An 18,700-nucleotide genomic window follows, 5' to 3' on the forward strand; every position below is an offset into this window, starting at 1 on the left:
GAGTTTTTCTTATTTTTTCAATAAATTTTGTTCTTTTGCCATTTGCTTAGCCACTTTAGGGGCCAGCCAAATCATTGGCAGTAAAAGAAGCGAAACTGGAACAGCAGTTACAACGATAAAGTTCTGAAGCTGAGTAATTCCGCTGTTCCCTGTAATGAGGAGAATAACAGCTACCGAGCCCATCAACACAGCCCAGAATACACGAACCCAGCTTTGAGGGTTGCCTTCACCGGTTACGGCCATAGCAATCGTATAAGACATAGAATCACTAGTCGTAACAACAAATAGAATAGTTAAGATTAAAAACAACGGTGAAATTATGCTGGCAAGTGGAAACTGTTCTGTAATAGCGAACATGGCCGCCGGGTTCCCTGCTGCATTGAGAGCATCAGATACAGAGCCAGGATTGTTTAGTTCAAAGAATATTCCAGATCCGCCTAATACGGTGAACCAGAACGTTGAAATAACTGGTGCAAATACGGATACTGCAATAATAATATCACGGATCGTCCGACCTCTTGATATACGGCTGACAAGAATAGCCATCATTGGTCCGTACCCAATAAACCAGCCCCAGAAAAAGACGGTCCATCCGGATAACCAGCCTGTATCCCCGCGGAAGGTACTCATCGGAATAAACCGATCAATATAAGTACCAAAACCTGAGATAAAGTGATTTAAGATAAATCCTCCAGGTCCAAAGATCACAATAAATACCATTAAACCAATTGCTAATCGAACATTAAAGCTACTTAGATATTGAATTCCTTTATAGAGTCCCGTTACTGCGGAAATGGTAGAAATTAATACCACAGCAAAAATAATGGTGAACTGAGTACTGAACTGGTTAGGAATACCGAATATTTCCTGTAGTCCGTAGCTTGCCTGCAAACCAAGAAAACCTATCGGTCCAATAGTACCTGCGGCCACAGCAATAACAGAGAACGCATCAATTAATGTACCGAACCAGCTATGGCGGATCTTTTCACCAAAAATCGGATACAAGAGAGTACGTGGTTTCATCGGCATGCCTTTATGATAATGTCCATACATCATGACAACGGCACTTATCGTACCGAGGATGGCCCAGGCTAAGAAGCCCCAGTGCATAAAGCTTTGAGCAAGCGCGGGATTGATAGCTGCCTGCGTCCCCGCTTCGATTCCTGACTGATGAGGGGGAACGGTGAGGAAGTGATACATAGGTTCAGCTGCTGCCCAGAATACTCCTCCGCCAGCAAGTAAGGTAGCCATAATAATGGACAACCATTTGTAAAGACCAATTTCCGGCTTATCCATATTTCCCATTTTGATGTTTCCATATTTAGAGAAACCTAACCCAATACCTACGAAAAACGTTGCAAGCATAAGAACCTGCCAAAAAGCCCCAAAGTATTTCGCTGACCAGGCAAAGCTTTTGTTAACAATTGTTTCTATTAAATTAATATCAATAAGTGCAACGACCACGAAGAGTACTAAAATTCCTCCACTAATCCCGAAGACCGGCCAATCAATTTGACCTGTTTGTTTGTTATTCATTGATGAACTCCTTTATATTATGATGAATGCTTTTTAACACAATTAAATACTCTAACACTATCCTTATTATGGTGTAAAGTTTAAACTTTTAGCCGTATGATTGTAATCGGGGGGCTCTAAACAAATTGACCACGACAGTGTTGTCGTGGTCAGTTCTTACTCTGCTTCATCGTAATCTATATTTTTATCCTTATGACGCTTTTGACATTCTTTACAAAGCTTAATTTCGGCTTCTTTCTTAGAAGTTAATAATTTACCACAATTGCTGCATTTTCCAAACTCATTAGGGTTTGCCTGAAAACCTGGAAGTTCGTTTTCTGGTCCTGGCATTCTCACTACTCCTCTCAGTAAATGTGTTTATGCTTTTTCATTCCCATAATTCACTTTCTTCAATCATCTTGTAAGTTCTTGGGCTGCCATTAACCCGGAGAGGGTTACTCCAAGGGTCCCAGCGCCTGGGAAAACGGTATCTCCGCATTGGTAAATCCCTTTAATCCCTGTACGAATAGAATAGCTTCGGATCCAACTGTACTTACCGGTAGGCGCATATCCCCCTACTTTCCCCTGATCTCTGCGTAACCACTTCTGAAAAGTAACCGGTGAACCGGGTAACACAAGATCCAGACCATCTATAAATCCCGGAAAGTAATGGTTTACTGTTTCAATCAATCGTTGATTCATCTGCTGCTTTGCAGCCTCATAATCTTTACTCTCCCACCACTGAGACACGTTTGTATGGGTAGAAATCGTCAAGGAGCGCATACCTCCAGGCGCCATTTGATGATCAGAGGGATCTGACAGGGACAGTAAGAACTGTCCTCCATCATGCAAATCGTCAGGATGATTGGGGTCGATAAATTGATGGTAAAGTACATCGGTATTTTTAAAAACGTCTTCGTGAACCCCCGCATGAATGATGAATGCTCCCCATGCTTCTCTTGATTTTTCTTTTTCTGGCTTAATGTAGGATTTGTTTCTTAATTCTTCCGATAATGTATCATGCAAATTGTGAACAGAATTATTTAAAATGACATAATCTGCTTTAAAAACCTTGTTTCGTTTAGATTGCAAATGATAGTCTGATCCCTTCTTTTCCACTAAGTGTACGGGATGACGTAAAAACACATCATTTCCACTCTCTTTAATATACTTAGATAATTGTTCAGCTACAGAAGCCAATCCTCCATGCACAGCAAATGCACCTTTATGGAACGTTTGCAGTGCCGTAAATCCCAGAAAAGCCGGACACCTTTCTACGCTTGTTTGGACACTGTCCATCAACTCTCCATTTAAAAAGATCTGAAACAGGCGATTTTGGTGAAGTTTATATTTTTTCAATCGGTCATAGACGGTCTGGTTCATGTAAGGAAGTAATTGAATGGAATTGCGACTGATCATGGGGGTTAATCGGATCCAGTCACTCAAGGTTTTCGGTGGAAAGACAGGAAGCTTCTCAACCATAGCATCTACCATTTCTCCCACCCGGAAAACTTCATCATAGAACGCTTTAATCTTAGAGGCATCTTCAGGAAATTGAGATTCAATTTCTTTGTACCATTGTTCTCGCTTACTGTAATAATGAATGGTTCGATCAGGCATATGGATATCCATGATCGGATTCAATAATCTCATAGAAGGTTTATCCAGACCGAGTGATGAATACAAACGGTCAAAAACACCACCCGGCTCGAATCCCATCCCGACGGTTGCTCCAGATTGAAATCGATAGCCCTGGCGTTCATATTTGCCTGCACTGCCGCCTAACTCATTAGATGCTTCCAGTACAGCTACACTCATTCCTTTTCGAGTCAACTCTGCCGCTGCTGCAAGGCCTCCAAAACCTGCTCCAACTATACACACATCATACTTCATTGGCATCGCCTTCCTTTACCTACTCCTTTCCCTCTCTTTGTTCATTTTAAATTAACATGAGCCTATCGAAGATTCTTTGGGATTCTAACTTCCAATGAATGAAGTATTCTTTTACATCCGCTTCTCACAAAACTTGTAAAAAACTAACGCAAAGGTACTAAAACAATAAAGTTATTTCACTATAGGGCGGAATAGTTGAAGACTCGATTTCGAGATATTTGATTATGCTGAAGGTCCTGCGGGGGACGATTCGCTTTCCGCGGGCATGTGCTGAGTCTCCTCAGTCTTCGACTTCCGGGGTCTCACCGATCATGTTTATCCCACAGGAGTCTTCATCGTCCCCCTCCGGACCTTGCTGAACTGAGAGGCTCGAAACATTGGCAAAAATAACTTGGTTAGGAAATATGAAAATCAAGTCATGAGTTCCTGTTTTCTCTAAGTTTTGTTAGAAAAGGCCTGATACCACTGGATTTAGAAAGGATTAAGTTCAACCCCCGCCCTTCTAAAGAAGGGTCGGTTCACAACATTATAGTTGGGTTGGTGGGGAAATGATAAGACTCCCGTGGGAGAAGGATCTAGGTGAGACCCCACAGGGAGTGAAACGATTGAGGAGGATCGACTAAGGTCGCCACGTCTTATGGCAACGTCGCGATCGACCCTACGTCGTATAGAGCCACAGGAAAGTGTTCAAATGTGGAATCCCCCCGAAAGAAACGAACAGCATAAGCCGAGCATCAAAAGGAGGGTGGTTTTTCCGTCCGTTGATGAACGGCTTATGTCTCGAGTGTCTTGGTGATGGAACAAGACGAATTATTTTCCAACCAACCCTTATCCTCATTTTCGTAACGGACCCATTTACCTCGAAACTGAGTCTTAAACAAACGGGAGCTTTTCTGTAAAAACAACTGGGGCTAATAAGGCCATTGTTTAAGTAGTTAAAAAAAGAAGACGACCTGGCTCTTTACCGGTCGTCTTCTCTGCTTCTTTTTATTCGAAGGAAATAGCCCAGCTGCCTTGGCGCATCACAGCTTCTTTATTTCCATCTTCCATAATTCCATCAATATCCAGTTTGTCGGATCCCATCATAAAATCAACATGAGACAAACTATGATTAATTCCATTTTGATCAAGTTCCTCTTCACTCATATCAGATCCGCCTGTCATATTGTTCGGATAGGCTTTTCCTAGTGCTAAGTGACACGAAGCATTTTCATCATACAACGTGTTGTAGAATATTAATCCAGACTGAGAAATTGGTGACTCATGAGGTACAAGTGCCAATTCTCCCAAACGACGAGAACCCTCATCCGTATCAAGCAAATGCTTTAATGTCTCTTCTCCTTCTTCAGCAGAAAAGTCAGTCACTTTCCCCTCTTTAAAAGTAAGAGTAAAACCATCAATTACATTTCCTCCGTAGTTCAAAGGCTTCGTACATGTTACTTTACCATCTACTCCGTATTTATGAGGAGCGGTGAACACTTCCTCTGTCGGCATATTTGGATTGAATTGAATATTTTCCTTCTCTGTCGTTGCAGGGCCGCCTTTCCAAATATGGCCTTTTGGAAGAGCTACCTCTAAATCAGTGCCAGGTGCCTTATACACCAGCTTGCTGTATTGTTTTTTATTCAAATATTCTCGGGCTTTAATCAATGTTTCATTGTGCTCTTCCCACGCAGCTACCGGATCTTTCTGATCGACGCGGACAATACTAAAGATCTGCTCCCATAATTTATCCTGAGCCGTTTCTTCGCTTTCTCCCGGGAAAATCTTTTGGGCCCAAGCCGGAATTGGGATGCTTACAATCGACCACTGGAGGCGGTCATTCATCGTGTAATTTCTGAATGTCGACATTGCTTCTGACCTTGCCTTATTAGCTGCTGCCACTTTACCTGCATCGATACCTTTTAATAGATCAGGGTCAGTAGAACGGATGGAAAGAATGGCAGCCCCTTGTTCAGCAAAATAGGTGAACTTTTGCTGCTGCCATTCTGGAACTTCGGATAATGTCTCTTGCGATGCATGTTCATACTTCATACGCGTAAGTTCATCGTCACTCCAATTAATATGTACATCCTCAGCCCCCATTTCAAAAGCTTTCCTTGCAACAATACGAGTAAATTCAGCACCTTCAATGGTAGAGTTAATCATTAATTTTTGCTGCTCTTGTAAGTTGACCCCTGTTTTTAAAGCCAGTTCTGCATATTTTTCGAGTTTATCTTGACTTGGCATTCTCATCTTGTACTTCCTCCCTATCGAATAATTGTATCCGTATTCATTATTCCATATTTACATTCCTATGTCACAATAAGAGACCCGGCTGTCCGGGTCTCTTAGTATTATCCATCCTTTTCGATTTCTTCCACAATTAATGAAAGTTCTTCCCAACGCTCCATCTTTACCTCTAAATTGTTTTCCAATTCTTCTTGCTTTTTATAAAGCTCTTGTACCTTATCGAAGTCACTCGCAGCAGCTGAAATTTCTTCTTCCACTTCCTCAAGTTGAGTTTCTAAAGTGGCAATTTCGTCTTCAATGGTTTCCCATTCTTGTTTTTCACGATAGGTGAGTTTACGTTTTCTATTCGATCTTCTGGTTGCTTCCTGGGCAGAGGAGTTTTTTCTTTTACTATCCTCTTCCTTCGCTTCCTCGCGGCGCTGCTCTAAATACTCTGAGTAGTTTCCATAAAAACGCCGGATTTTCTCCCCTTCAAATGCAACGATCTTGTCAATCGTCCGGTCGAGGAAGTAGCGGTCGTGAGAAACCGTAATAACGACTCCCGGAAATTGGTCCAGATAATCTTCTAGTACACTAAGCGTTTCTGTATCTAAGTCGTTAGTAGGCTCATCTAAAAACAGCACATTTGGTTCACTCATGAGTACGCGAAGCAGGTAAAGCCTGCGGCGCTCTCCACCTGATAGACGCTTAATATACGTCCATTGCTGAGGTCTCGGAAATAAAAAGCGTTCGAGCATCTGCTCCGCAGATACTTCATCACCATCAGCCGTAGTAATTACCTCGGCCACTTCTTTAATATATTCGATAACTTTAAGGGATTCGTCCAGTTCTTCGTGGTCCTGAGTATAATAACCAATCTTGACAGTTGAACCAACCTTTACCTCACCAGCATCCGGTTTAATTCTTTCTGCCATAATATTTAAAAGCGTCGTTTTTCCAGAACCATTAGCACCTATAATCCCTAATCGCTCACCTGGTAAGACGAGATAATTAAAATTCTCTACAATTTGATGGGGCCCAAAGGCCAGGGATACATCATCTAATTCAATGACTTGATTTCCTAGTCTTGTCGAACCGATGGCCATATCCACTTGCTCTTTATGCGTATCAAATGTCTCATCCTTCATTGCTTCCACACGCTGTTTTCTAGCCTTCTGTTTGGTCGTACGGGCTTTCACACCACTTTTCAGCCAGGCTAATTCTCTTTTTAGTGTATTGCGGTGCTTTTGTTCAGCCTGGCGTTCCCACTCTTCACGTTCTGCCTTTTTCTCTAGGAAAGTTTCGTAGTTTCCTTCATAAATATATAAACTCCCTTTATCCAGTTCATAAATTAAGTTGGTTACTCGATTTAAGAAGTATCTATCGTGAGTAATGACCATCAATGCACCCTTATAAGAGGCCAAGTATTCCTCCAGCCATTCAATGGTTTCATTGTCTAAATGGTTGGTAGGTTCATCCAGCAACAGCAAATCGGCAGGCTGGATTAGTGCTTTTGCGATAGCTACTCGCTTTTTCTGACCGCCGGACAAGTCTTTTACCTGTTTCTGGTACGACTCGATTCCAAGCTTTGAGAGAACAGTCTTAGCCACGGTATTGGCTTCCCAGGCATTTTTCTCCTCCATTTTTTGCTGCAGATCCAACATTCGCTGCTGAACATCAGGGTCTTCAGGACTTTCAGAAAGTTCAAGCATCACCTTCTCATACTTTCTCATTACTCGCATTATGTCTGAATCACCGTAATAAATCTGTTCAAGCACAGTTTTATCCTCTACCAGGTCCGGATCTTGAGGTAAATACTCAACCGTAAAGTCTTTAGCATGATCGATTTGCCCACTGTCCGCTGTTTCCAGTTTGGCTAAAATTTTCAGCAAAGTAGATTTGCCTGTACCATTTACTCCAATAAGCCCAATTCGCTGCTGATTGGTTATGGTAAAAGATATATCCTCAAATAAATCCTTATCTCCGAAACTTTTGCTCATATGATCAATTGATAAAATACTCATCACGCTCATCCTTTTTCACACGAATCTTTCCCCATCATATCACATGAACTCAGCTGAGTGCTGAGTGAAGCTCATATGGGAAGGGTCTTCCTTGTACGGACCTAAAAACCCCAGGACTCTAGAAGTCCTGGGGCAATCCTTATCTTTGTTGAGCTTGTCTTTCCGTTTCCTCTGCTTCAATCGGCTGGTCCCGTCTCCAATACTCCATTCCTTCAACACCTGGAAGGTGATCCTGATAGAAGACCGGATCTTCGCCTGCCATACGCTGCTTCCTATAATCCTTAAGTGCATCGTAGGCCACGGAGGATAATCGGAAAATGGCGTAAAGGTTAATTAAAGCCATAATACCCATTGTTAAATCTGCAAGCGACCAGACAAGAGCAAATTCTGCAACCGCGCCAAACATTACCATAAACAATACAGCTACACGATAAATGAAAATATTAGATGAACTGGATTTAATAAACTCGATATTTGTTTCACCATAATAATAATTTCCAATGATGGAACTGAAAGCAAATAAGAATATAGCGATCGCAATAAAGATCGAAGCCCATGTTCCTAATTCAGATTCAAATGCCGACTGAGTGAGTTGGATCCCATCAAGGTCAGTACCTACATAATCACCTGCAAAGAGAATAATAACGGCAGTAGCGCTACAGATAAGTAAAGTATCTGTAAATACTCCAAGGGTCTGAATTAATCCCTGTTTAACTGGGTGCGTCACTTCTGATGTAGCGGCGGCGTTAGGGGCACTCCCCATTCCCGCTTCATTTGAGAACAGCCCGCGCTTAATCCCTATCAGAATCATACCGCCAAAAGTACCACCGGCTATTTCTCTAAACCCGAAGGCTCCTTGAAAGATTTGACCAATCATAGTCGGAACTTGACCAAGATTGACGAAAAGCACATATGCAGCCAGAATAATATAGAAAATTGCCATAATCGGAATAATATATTGAGTAACTTGAGCAATACGCTTTAAGCCCCCGAATATAATTAATGCCACAATCAAGGTTAAGATTATACCCATCACCCATTTTTGAATATCAAACGACCTTTCAAAAGCAAGCCGGATCGTATTCGATTGAACAGAACTAAAAACCAGCCCATAAGTAAAAGTGATAGTAACAGCAAAAAGAATACCTAGCTTACGATTCTTCAGCCCTTTTTCCATATAATAAGCCGGACCGCCCCGGTATTGATCTTTATCAGGAACCTTATAAATTTGCGCCAATGTACTCTCAATAAAGGCGGAGGCTCCTCCGAGTATCGCAACAAGCCACATCCAAAACACAGCGCCTGGTCCACCCACCGTGATTGCAGCAGCTACACCAGCTAAGTTACCTGTTCCCACCCTGGAAGCCGTACTAATAGCAAATGCCTGGAATGGTGAGGTACCTTTCTTCCCTGCTGCCGAGATTGAACGCTTGTCGAACAGAACCTTAATCATTTCTGGAATGTAGCGGAACTGCACAAAATTAAGTTTGATCGAAAACCATAACCCACACCCTAGCAGGGTAGCCACAAGTATGTAACCCCACATGTAGGTATTTAAGGTTTCAAGTAAAGCACCCATGCTTCTCCACCTCCATAGTTTATTCAAATAATTGCCAATTATGGGACATTTCCCAATATAAGGCAGAACTAAACCGCTTTCTAATTAATACATCTCTATTAATCTACCAATAAACCCAGTTAGACTCAAATGAAATATTTTTACAAATATCGAAACGTGATCTTTCGTAATTGAAAGTAGATTTGGAAAAAGAGAAGCTGGAGATTTTATAGTAAATGAAGAAGCAACGTAGTTATTGATATTTCTATTGACTTGAGAATTATTTTCATTACAATAGAAATTGGAATTGAAAATCATTTTCAATAAGAGAAAACAATATATTACATACGAGGTGAAGGATATGAAAAACAAATGGTTTTTAGTAAGCATTCTTCTGATTGTATCCATCTTTGCTTTAGCTGCATGCGGCAGCGGTAACGATGAAGGCTCTACCAATGAAAATGAAGATACTGAAGAGAGCTCTTCTAATGAAGGTTCTTCTGAAGAGAACGCTTCTCAAGAATCAGAATCGGGCGGCGAAGTTAATTTATACACGGGCCGTCACTACGAAACTGATCAGGAGCTATATGATACATTTACAGAACAAACTGGTATTAAAGTTAATGTAATTAAAGGCGACGATGATGAACTGATCGCACGTCTCGATCGTGAAGGAAAGGCTTCTGAAGCTGACTTGTTAATGACAGCTGATGCAGGACGTTTATACAGAGCAAAATCACAAGATCTCCTGCAGGAAGTTAACAGTGATGTTCTAAATGAGAATATTCCTGAGAAACTTCGTGATCAAGAAGGTCAATGGTTTGGACTTACAAAAAGAGCGAGAGTTATTGCCTACCATAAAGAGCGTGTAAATGAGGAAGATATTCAAACTTACATGGATCTTACAAAAGATCAATTCCAGGATAAAGTGCTGATTCGCTCTTCTTCTAACATTTATAATCAGTCTCTTCTTGCTTCTATGATTGCTTTAGAAGGAGAAGAGAAAGCAAAAGAATGGGCACAGGGGATCGTTGATAACATGGCACGCGAACCAAAAGGCGGTGACCGTGACCAAGCTAAAGCTGTTGCAGCAGGCGAAGGTGACGTAGCAGTTATGAACACTTACTACCTTGGAAAACTTCTGAACTCTGAGGATCCAGAAGAAGTGAAGGTTGGAGAACAACTTGGCGTTATCTTCCCTAACCAGGATTCAACAGGTACACACGTTAATATCAGTGGAATCGGGATGACAGCCAGCAGTAAAAATAAAGAAAATGCGCAGAAATTCATGGAATTTCTGACGACAGAAGAAGCGCAGAAACAATTCGCAGAAGCTAACTATGAATACCCTGTGAATCCAGATGTAGAGCCATCCGAGCTTCTTAAGAGCTGGGGAGAATTTAAAGAGCAGGACATTAATCTTTCTAAGCTTGGTGAAAACAACGATAAAGCAATTAAAATTATGAACGAAGTAGGCTGGAAGTAATACCAATGCCCAAGTGCCGTACTCTTAGAGTACGGCACTTGGTATATATACAAAACAATTGAGAACTGTTATCATCTTTATAGGTGTTCACTCTTGAATCGACTAGACACAAGGCTGTCTGGCGGATTGAGGATTGAACTCAACCATGCCCTAAAGGACGTGTCCCGATTGAAGCTGTTCCGTAAGCTGCCTGGGTATATGAACATATGGTCTCTGTTTAGCTTGATCATTGTCATACTCATCTTGCTTCCAAACCTAACTATTCTAATTAACTTTTTTACTCAAGAAGCCGATAACTGGGCTCACATTCAGGAGTTTATTCTTCCAGACCTGCTTAAAAATACAAGTTTGCTAATCATATTTACAGGAATCCTCACAATTTTAATTGGAACGAGCTTAGCCTGGCTGGTCTCAGCTTATGATTTTCCTATGAAAAAATTCTTTAAATGGGGGCTTATTCTTCCTTTAGCTATCCCGCCATATATCGCAGGATACACGTACAATGGCATTCTAAATTATACGGGAGTCATCCAGTCAACTATTCGAAATCAATTAGGATGGGAAGTCAATCAATCCTACTTTGATATATTAACTCTTCCAGGAGCCGTTTTTATTTTTACCCTCTTTCTGTTTCCCTATGTTTACACTATCACAAGAGGTTTTTTAATGAATCAATCTGCTTCTCTAGTTGAGAATGCCCGGCTGCTCGGGAGGAGTCCCTGGGAAATTTTTTTCCGTGTTGTGCTTCCGATCTCACGAAGTGCAATTGTTGGAGGCGTAAGTCTTGTGCTTTTGGAAGTACTGAATGATTACGGTGTTGTGCAATACTTTGGAATTCCTACTTTCAGTACAGCGATTTTCCAGACGTGGTTTGGAATGAACGACTTGAACTCAGCTATTAAACTATCTGCTACTCTCATGTTTATTGTGTTTGGTATCCTAATTCTCGAAAAAGTGCTAAGAGGCCGTAAAAAATACAGCTATTCTCAAGCTAAAGTGAGGCCGCTGACTCCAATAAAGCTTAAAGGAGCTAAAGCATGGTCTGCTTTCAGTTATAGTCTGATCATATTTTTACTTGGGTTTTTGATTCCGTTTATTCAGTTAGTCGATTGGATGTTCTTAACATTTGATAAAATTGCATCCCCTCAGTTTATGCAGCTCATTTGGAACTCGCTCCTCGTTTCCTTTACAGGGGCAACTGCCATAATTATATTTGCTGTGATCATTGCGAACTTTTCACGAATGCACCAGAGTATCCTTTCTAAGTCAGCCGCACGAGTTACCATACTAGGTTACTCAATCCCAGGTGCAGTCATCGCAGTTGGAATAAGCACCGTTTTCATCCAGATTGATAACTTGTTGTTTAATTTCTATGAATCCATTGGTATGGAATCTACCCTATTCTTAAGTACCAGCTTGTTCATGTTGGTTTCCGCCTATGTAATTCGCTTTCTTGCCATTGGATATAACTCGATGGAGTCTGGCTTTGATAAAATCGGCAACAAATTTACGGAAGCTTCCCGTATGCTCGGAATGAATTTAACCAAAACCTTCTTTAAAGTAGACCTTCGTATGGTTAAAGGTCCACTAATCAGCGGATTTATTCTTGCTTTTATTGAAATATTAAAAGAACTCCCTTTAACTCTGATTTTAAGACCCTTTAACTTTGATACCTTATCTACTAAGGCCTTTCAATACGCCAGCGATGAACAAATCCATGAAGCTTCGCTCGCCTCTATTATAATCGTTCTTATTAGCGGGATTGCTATCTATATTTTCCATCAAGTATTAGAAAAGGAGCCAAATTGATATGTTTATCCAAATCGAAGACCTTTGCTTTAGCTATGGAAATTCAAAAAATAATACCATACAAAATTTCAATTTAACAATTGAACAAGGTGAAATAATCTCGATTCTTGGAGAGAGCGGCAGCGGTAAAAGTACAATACTGCGATTACTTTGCGGACTGGAAACCCCAAGCTGCGGAAAAATTGAAATCAATAATCAAGTGATGACCGATGATCGCCGTTTTATATTACCTGAAAAGCGCGGTATTGGTATGGTATTTCAGGACTATGCTCTCTTCCCTCATATGAATGTGAGCGAAAATATTCAGTTTGGACTGAAAGGTTTTGGGCGGAAAGCTAAGAAAAAACGAGTTCAGGAGGTTCTCGAGCTCGTTAATATGGAAAGCTACGCCAAGCGGTATCCGCATGAATTAAGCGGTGGTCAGCAGCAGCGAATTGCTCTGGCGCGAGCACTTGCTCCTAAACCTTCTTTACTGCTTCTGGATGAACCTTTCAGCAACTTGGACGCGGATCTACAAATTAAGATCCGCAATGAATTGAAAGAAATTATTAAGAAGACAGGGATCACTTCCATTTTTGTAACCCATGATCGTGAAGATTCAAGAGCTATAGCAGATCGTATTATAACGATGAGAGATGGAGCAGCCCACGACTGGAACTCCATTTGTACATCACGTTACGATCAAAAAGCCAATCAGAAAGAGTTCGTCAATATTACCTAGACCCTTCCATACAAAAACGCTGCCGTTCAACACGGCAGCGTTTTTTTACTTATCTATTTCTTTTCCAAGGCAATTTAGTACCGAATTTCTCCGCAAGTTCTTTCGATTCTTTCCGTCTTTCTTTACGGTATTCATGACGTCTCTTCGCTCCGTCATGCAGCCACTGTTCTTCTTCTGTTTCGGGATAGACACCTGGTACTGTGGAAGGCTGGTTGTTGTCGTCTATCGCAACCATCGATAGAAAGGCTGTGGTACAAACTTTACGGTCACCTGAAAGTAAATTCTCTGTTGTCGCTTTGACAAACACTTCCATGGAGGTGTTATGAGTGTAAGTAACAAAAGCCTCTACACAGATCGTGTCCCCTTCTTGAACCGGCTGGAGAAAGTCAACAGAATCTGTTGAAGCTGTTACGACCGGCTTTCTGCAGTGTCGCACCGCAGCGATAGCAGCTACATCATCAATGTAGGCCATCAGCCTGCCTCCAAATAAAGTTCCGTGACTATTCGTGTCAGGAGGAAGTACATGCGAGCTTTTAACAGTAAGTGAATCAATACATGGTTTTGCGTCCATTAGTTTCGTCTCCTTTTTTTATATGGAATCGTTCTCTGATGATAGTATACCATGAACGTCTAAAATCAATCGGCAGGCGGCAAGTGGATTTCGAATAAGGCCCCCGGCCGCTCCGGGTTGTTTGCGGCTCTTATTTTCCCACCGCTTCGTTCAATAATGGCTCTCGATATAGCCAGACCCAATCCTGTTTCCCCTTCTTTTCCCTTAATGAAACGTTCAAATAATTGGGGCAGGAGTTCTTCAGGAATCCCTTCTCCATCATCACTTACGTGGACTCGAAGACCTTTCTCGTCTATGAACGAGTGTATTTGAATTTGACTTTGAGCATGGCGAATAGCATTACTTAAGATATTTATAAAGGCTTGCAGTACTCTCTCCTGATCTACCTTAGAGTAAAATAAATCATTGGTCTCTACCTCAATTTCCACGCCTTTTTCCTGAGCTAACGGCAAGAGCCTATCCTTTGCCTGATGCACTAGTTCGATAATCTCGGTGCGCTCAGGATGATATACATCCTCACTGCTGTCCAATTTGGCGAGCAGAATCATTTCATTTACTATTTTTTTCAACCGATCCGTCTCACTGACTATCACATTCAACCCTTTTTCGGCGGCTTCTCCCTCGAACACACCATCACGGATCCCTTCCGCATAGCCTTGAATAGACATCAGCGGTGTTTTCAGTTCATGAGAAGCATTTTGAAAGAATTGCTTCTGAGAGTGTATATAGCGGGCCAGTTCTTCTGCCATGTGACGAACACTTTGTTCTACTTCTTTAATTTCACCAGTTGCTTCTACAGAGCGCACATCCTTAAATTGCCGTTTCTCAATTTTTTTGACTTCTTGTTTTAACTTCGTTAGCGGTGTCACCAGTCTCCGAGTCAGGAAGTAGCTGACTACAATAGCAAGAACCAGTCCAATTAAGAAAACGACAACCATACGAAAAGCGAATACTGACTGCACGGCCTGCAAATCATTGAGCGGTGTCGCCATCACTAGTACTTCATCACTTTCTACTGATAACGGAAAGTCATAGACAACGTACTTTTCTCCCCCGCTGTCCCAAACTTCCTGGTTCTTCAATTCACTTTCGTATTCGGCCATCCAGGTTTGTGCTATTTGAGGCGGCATCGTTCGAAATAATATAGTATTTTCCCTACGGTTGAATAATAGGATAGGATAATTTCGATCCTGAAGAAGCTGAGAAACTTGCGGACTCCTGGAAGCATCTTCTTCGTTAATAATATCAATTAACAGTTCTGCTCTCGCTTTTAGCTGTCTTTGTTCATCCTGAATCAGCATGTCCATTAGAAGAGAGTAGATGAAAAAAGCGGTAATTGACATGATGATGATAATTAAAGCAGTAAATGCTGCATTCAATTGATAAAGGAGTTTCATGAGGACTGCCCTTTATCCCGTAGCCGATAGCCATATCCCCATACCGTTTCGAGGGGAAGCTGCTTCATCTTTTTACGTAATCGTTTTACAAGGTCATCAACAGCTCTGTCACTGCCAAAGTAGTCTTCTCCCCATACCCTGACTAGTAATTCCTCACGAGAAAAAGCCCGATTTTCTTGAGAAGCCAGTATCTTGAGCATTTCAAATTCCTTGGTTGTTACCTCTACTTCTTCGCTCTGAAAGTAAGCTCTCCTCTCGTCTTCATTTAGAAGGAGCTCTCCACTTTCAATTCTCCCTTCATTCGAATGGGACTCCGGCTGCATCACTTCCCAACGTTTCAAGTGACGCTTCACTCTTGCCACAAGCTCCCTAGGACTGAAAGGCTTAGTCAAATAATCATCTCCGCCAAGTTCTAATCCAAGGATTTTATCTACCTCTTCATCCTTAGCTGAAATAATAATAATCGGGACCTGGGAGCTCTCTCTTACTTTTTTACAGAATTCATAGCCATCCATCCCAGGAAGCATAATGTCCAGAACCCATAGATCAGGCGATTTACTTTCAAATATTTCCCACGCTTGCTCTGCTGTCTCAACTGCTGTTACTTTCAGGCCCTCTTTTTTTAAATATCCTTCTACTATATCTCTTATATTCGGATCATCTTCTACCAATCCAACGAATTGATTCACTCGGACCACCCTCCTAAAGTTCAGGTTTTCTCTATCATCTCATATTTTTATACTCTCCTCTCGTTTTACACACTTTTTCCACATTTTCTCCAAAATCATTCCGTATATGAGTCGTAGAATAAGAATTGTACAAAGAAACGCAGCACGAATTAGTCAGCAGTACTTATTCCTTTAAGGGAGGTTATTGCATAAAATGATGGACGAAGAACAAAAAAAACAAGCCAAGCGTAGTTATAAACGTACAGGATTAGCATTTGGTGTATTAGGAGCTATTATAGCTGTTTTCATAGTAACCACAGTTTTTCAATGGAAAGGCGTTTCAATAAACGTTAATACAGACAAGCCTACTGCCCAAGCTGATGAATTGAACCTGGGTGAGTCTCAAAGCGCTACTACCCAGGCAATCAACGAGGCATCTGAAGCAGTAGTTGGTGTCAGCAACATGAAGGAAACACCTCAAGGAACTCAAAAAGCCGGCACAGGGTCTGGGGTCATTTACAAAAAAGATGGTGATCAAGCTTATGTCGTAACTAACCACCACGTGGTAGAACAGGCTAACAGTCTGGAAGTTGTCATAAGCGGCGGTAAAAAGGTAGAAGCCGAACTCAAAGGCAGTGACCCATTAACAGACCTAGCCGTTTTACAAATAGATAGCGAACATGTCAAAAAGGTTGCCGACTTAGCTAAAGCAGAAGACGTAGAGGTCGGACAAACAGCCATAGCCATAGGTAACCCACTTGGCATGGAATTCGCAGGTTCCGCAACGAAAGGTATTGTCAGTGGTCTCGAGAGAAATATCCCTGTAGATCTTAATGGAGACCAACAGCCCGACTGGCAAACCGAAGTTATTCAAACGGACGCAGCGATTAACCCGGGGAACAGCGGTGGTGCTCTCGTTAACCTGCAAGGTGAAGTCATAGGTATCAATTCTATGAAAATCGCTAAAGAAGAAGTCGAAGGTATTGGCTTCTCTATCCCGATGAACGTAGCTAAACCAGTCATTAAAGATCTAGAGACAAATGGTGAAGTAAAACGCCCTTACATGGGTGTATCTCTTCAAGATCTAAGCCAAGTTCCCGGATCTATTCTGCAGAGAGATCTAAACCTGCCTGCTGATGTATCTAAAGGCGTTATTGTCCAGGCAGTTGCTGAGAACTCTCCTGCTCAGAAAGCAAACCTAAGTCAATACGATGTAATTACTGAAATTGATGGCAATAAGATTGATTCCCTTATGGATCTGCGTCAATTCCTTTATAACGATGTAAAAGATGGCGAAACTGTTGAGCTAACAGTTTACCGAGACGGAGAACCTATGAAAGTAGAACTTAAACTTTCTTCCCAATAAGATAATAATTCCGGTGGGAGACAATTGAAGGAAGTGGACTTAGCCCGGCACTTCTGAGGTAGTTGTCGTTCTTACCACCAGGCATGCTAACTATTTTCAAAAACCATAAAAACCTCTCTCTTGTAAGGGTATCCATCGATCGCTCGTGGATACCCTTTTTTTATTGTTCTGATAACAAAAAAACCACTAGCCTACGGGGCAGCGGTTTATATGTCTTCATACTTCTTCTTATTTTCTCACTCGAATTCGCACTTCACTCATTAGCTCATCTTCATTAGCAGTTATGAATGCATCCACAAGCTGACGGATAAGAAAGGGACCTTCAGGATAATACCCTCTCTTTTTCACATACTCTAATAATTCTTCATATAAAGAGGTTTTAATACTATTTCTAGTATAAACAGCTGCATACATTCCTTCTTTTAGTAGTATTGTTCGGTCAGTGTTGACTTGCGATTCTTCCGCAATGATGCTGTATATCCCATCATATTCTGGAGGACCCTCATCTTCCAGGCTTTCCAAGGACCTTATCAATCCAATACTCCCTGCCATTGAAGGAGAAAGTCCAGCTTCATATACTCTATTTTGAATGATAGTGTTCAAATCATCGTTGGTCTGAATTTTACCTTCATTTTGTATGAGGTTTGTTTCAGAAAAATATTGAATCCTTGGCTGGTTTATATAATTAGTACGTGCTGCTTGCTTTAAGGTTTGAATTTTTCTATGCAGCTCTTCATTTCTGCTTGATAGTTCATTGATTTTGTCACGATTCACCTGTTTCTGTCTTTTTAACCCATTTATATAATCGTCTAATGTACGTGTCCTACCTGACGCGGGCATCGCCTCATGTTCTTCGTTTGAAGAAAAGGGTTTAATAGGAATGTTATAGAATTCTGAATTATGATCTATGCTGTGTTTCTCCACAATTCCACCCCCTTTATGTTACTATTCTCACTCTCTACTATATCCATAAACTAGTACAATTTATACGGAAGCCAAGTAAAAAACACTAAACATTTACCATTACTACACGTCACTAACTTAGACTATTATTCCTCGAATATAAGAACGGTTATACCTCAATATTGATTGTTACAAAAAAGCTCCCGTTACTAGAAGACTCGATTTCGAGACTTTTGTGGAAATTAGGTCCTCCGGGGGACGATTTCGCTTTCCGTGGTAGAGTAGAGAACTGATTTCAAAAGGGATTTCTCCCCTTTTACTTTCAGCTCCCCCTCATCAAACCGTACGTGAGGTTCTCCCTCATACGGCTTTCCGATGTTCTTCTTTCTTTGGCATTACGGTTACCCTACTTGGCTAAGCACACCAGTTGATACTGGGTTTGTTTCTTTACTTCCTCCAAATGACCATGAAGATTTCGGCGCTGTCTTTTCTTGTTGTTAAACAGAGCTAGACGTTTCAAAACATACCAGTCAATTCGATTCAGCCACTTCTTCGAGGCTGACGACAGACGATAATAG

At 41.4% G+C, this 18,700-nt stretch carries 14 protein-coding genes; 4 read left to right on the top strand and 10 right to left on the bottom strand.

Annotated elements, in window-relative coordinates; genetic code table 11:
- Window positions 1–9 precede the first annotated feature (9 nt).
- The 6 genes from BMZ06_RS13080 to BMZ06_RS13100 all read right to left on the bottom strand — a co-directional run bounded on the left by BMZ06_RS13080 (window position 10) and on the right by BMZ06_RS13100 (window position 9,222).
- Window positions 10–1,536, bottom strand: a complete 1,527-nt coding sequence (locus BMZ06_RS13080; RefSeq protein ID WP_089752439.1) for a BCCT family transporter — start codon at window positions 1,534–1,536, stop codon at window positions 10–12.
- A gap of 156 nt (window positions 1,537–1,692) precedes the next feature.
- The gene (locus BMZ06_RS20750; RefSeq protein WP_175477884.1) at window positions 1,693–1,866 is read right to left on the bottom strand and encodes a hypothetical protein; all 174 of its coding nucleotides are present in this window, start codon (window positions 1,864–1,866) and stop codon (window positions 1,693–1,695) included.
- 63 nt (window positions 1,867–1,929) lie between these two features.
- Entirely contained in the window at window positions 1,930–3,408 is a 1,479-nt protein-coding gene (locus BMZ06_RS13085; RefSeq protein ID WP_245756010.1) for a phytoene desaturase family protein, read from the bottom strand.
- A gap of 987 nt (window positions 3,409–4,395) precedes the next feature.
- Window positions 4,396–5,643 (bottom strand): aminopeptidase, encoded by a 1,248-nt coding sequence (locus BMZ06_RS13090; protein ID WP_089752441.1) that lies wholly within the window; start codon window positions 5,641–5,643, stop codon window positions 4,396–4,398.
- A gap of 101 nt (window positions 5,644–5,744) precedes the next feature.
- Window positions 5,745–7,643 carry an ABC-F family ATP-binding cassette domain-containing protein gene (locus BMZ06_RS13095; protein WP_089752442.1) on the bottom strand — a complete coding sequence of 633 codons (1,899 nt, stop codon included), beginning with the start codon at window positions 7,641–7,643 and terminating at the stop codon, window positions 5,745–5,747.
- A 139-nt stretch (window positions 7,644–7,782) separates the two neighbouring features.
- Entirely contained in the window at window positions 7,783–9,222 is a 1,440-nt protein-coding gene (locus BMZ06_RS13100) for an alanine/glycine:cation symporter family protein (protein ID WP_089752444.1), read from the bottom strand.
- Window positions 9,223–9,562: 340 nt separating this feature from the next.
- Here BMZ06_RS13100 and BMZ06_RS13105 point away from each other — a divergent pair, with 340 nt between their 5' ends.
- The 3 genes from BMZ06_RS13105 to BMZ06_RS13115 all read left to right on the top strand — a co-directional run bounded on the left by BMZ06_RS13105 (window position 9,563) and on the right by BMZ06_RS13115 (window position 13,217).
- On the top strand, window positions 9,563–10,687 hold the full coding sequence (locus tag BMZ06_RS13105) for a Fe(3+) ABC transporter substrate-binding protein (protein WP_089752446.1): 1,125 nt from the start codon (window positions 9,563–9,565) through the stop codon (window positions 10,685–10,687).
- 198 nt (window positions 10,688–10,885) lie between these two features.
- Window positions 10,886–12,496: an ABC transporter permease gene (locus BMZ06_RS13110; RefSeq protein ID WP_089752460.1), complete on the top strand. Its 1,611-nt coding sequence runs from the start codon at window positions 10,886–10,888 to the stop codon at window positions 12,494–12,496.
- Window position 12,497: 1 nt separating this feature from the next.
- Entirely contained in the window at window positions 12,498–13,217 is a 720-nt protein-coding gene (locus BMZ06_RS13115) for an ABC transporter ATP-binding protein (protein ID WP_089752448.1), read from the top strand.
- A gap of 49 nt (window positions 13,218–13,266) precedes the next feature.
- On the opposite strand, the gene BMZ06_RS13120 is transcribed toward BMZ06_RS13115, so the two are convergent.
- From BMZ06_RS13120 to BMZ06_RS13130, 3 genes are all read right to left on the bottom strand, one after another.
- Window positions 13,267–13,788 carry an acyl-CoA thioesterase gene (locus BMZ06_RS13120; RefSeq protein ID WP_089752450.1) on the bottom strand — a complete coding sequence of 174 codons (522 nt, stop codon included), beginning with the start codon at window positions 13,786–13,788 and terminating at the stop codon, window positions 13,267–13,269.
- A 65-nt stretch (window positions 13,789–13,853) separates the two neighbouring features.
- Window positions 13,854–15,185, bottom strand: a complete 1,332-nt coding sequence (locus BMZ06_RS13125; RefSeq protein WP_089752452.1) for a sensor histidine kinase — start codon at window positions 15,183–15,185, stop codon at window positions 13,854–13,856.
- Complete coding sequence (locus BMZ06_RS13130; protein ID WP_089752454.1) at window positions 15,182–15,874, bottom strand: response regulator transcription factor; 693 nt, start codon at window positions 15,872–15,874, stop codon at window positions 15,182–15,184. The genes BMZ06_RS13125 and BMZ06_RS13130 overlap by 4 nt, the downstream gene beginning before the upstream one ends.
- A 193-nt stretch (window positions 15,875–16,067) precedes the next feature.
- On the opposite strand from BMZ06_RS13130, the gene BMZ06_RS13135 reads away from it, so the two are divergent.
- Entirely contained in the window at window positions 16,068–17,219 is a 1,152-nt protein-coding gene (locus BMZ06_RS13135) for a S1C family serine protease (RefSeq protein WP_089752456.1), read from the top strand.
- Window positions 17,220–17,447: 228 nt separating this feature from the next.
- Here the strand turns inward: BMZ06_RS13135 and BMZ06_RS13140 are convergent, their stop codons facing one another.
- Window positions 17,448–18,143 carry a hypothetical protein gene (locus BMZ06_RS13140; RefSeq protein WP_089752458.1) on the bottom strand — a complete coding sequence of 232 codons (696 nt, stop codon included), beginning with the start codon at window positions 18,141–18,143 and terminating at the stop codon, window positions 17,448–17,450.
- Window positions 18,144–18,700 lie beyond the last annotated feature (557 nt).

Origin of the sequence: Halobacillus alkaliphilus (assembly GCF_900113125.1) — a bacterium.
Lineage (GTDB): Bacteria > Bacillota > Bacilli > Bacillales > Halobacillaceae > Halobacillus > Halobacillus alkaliphilus.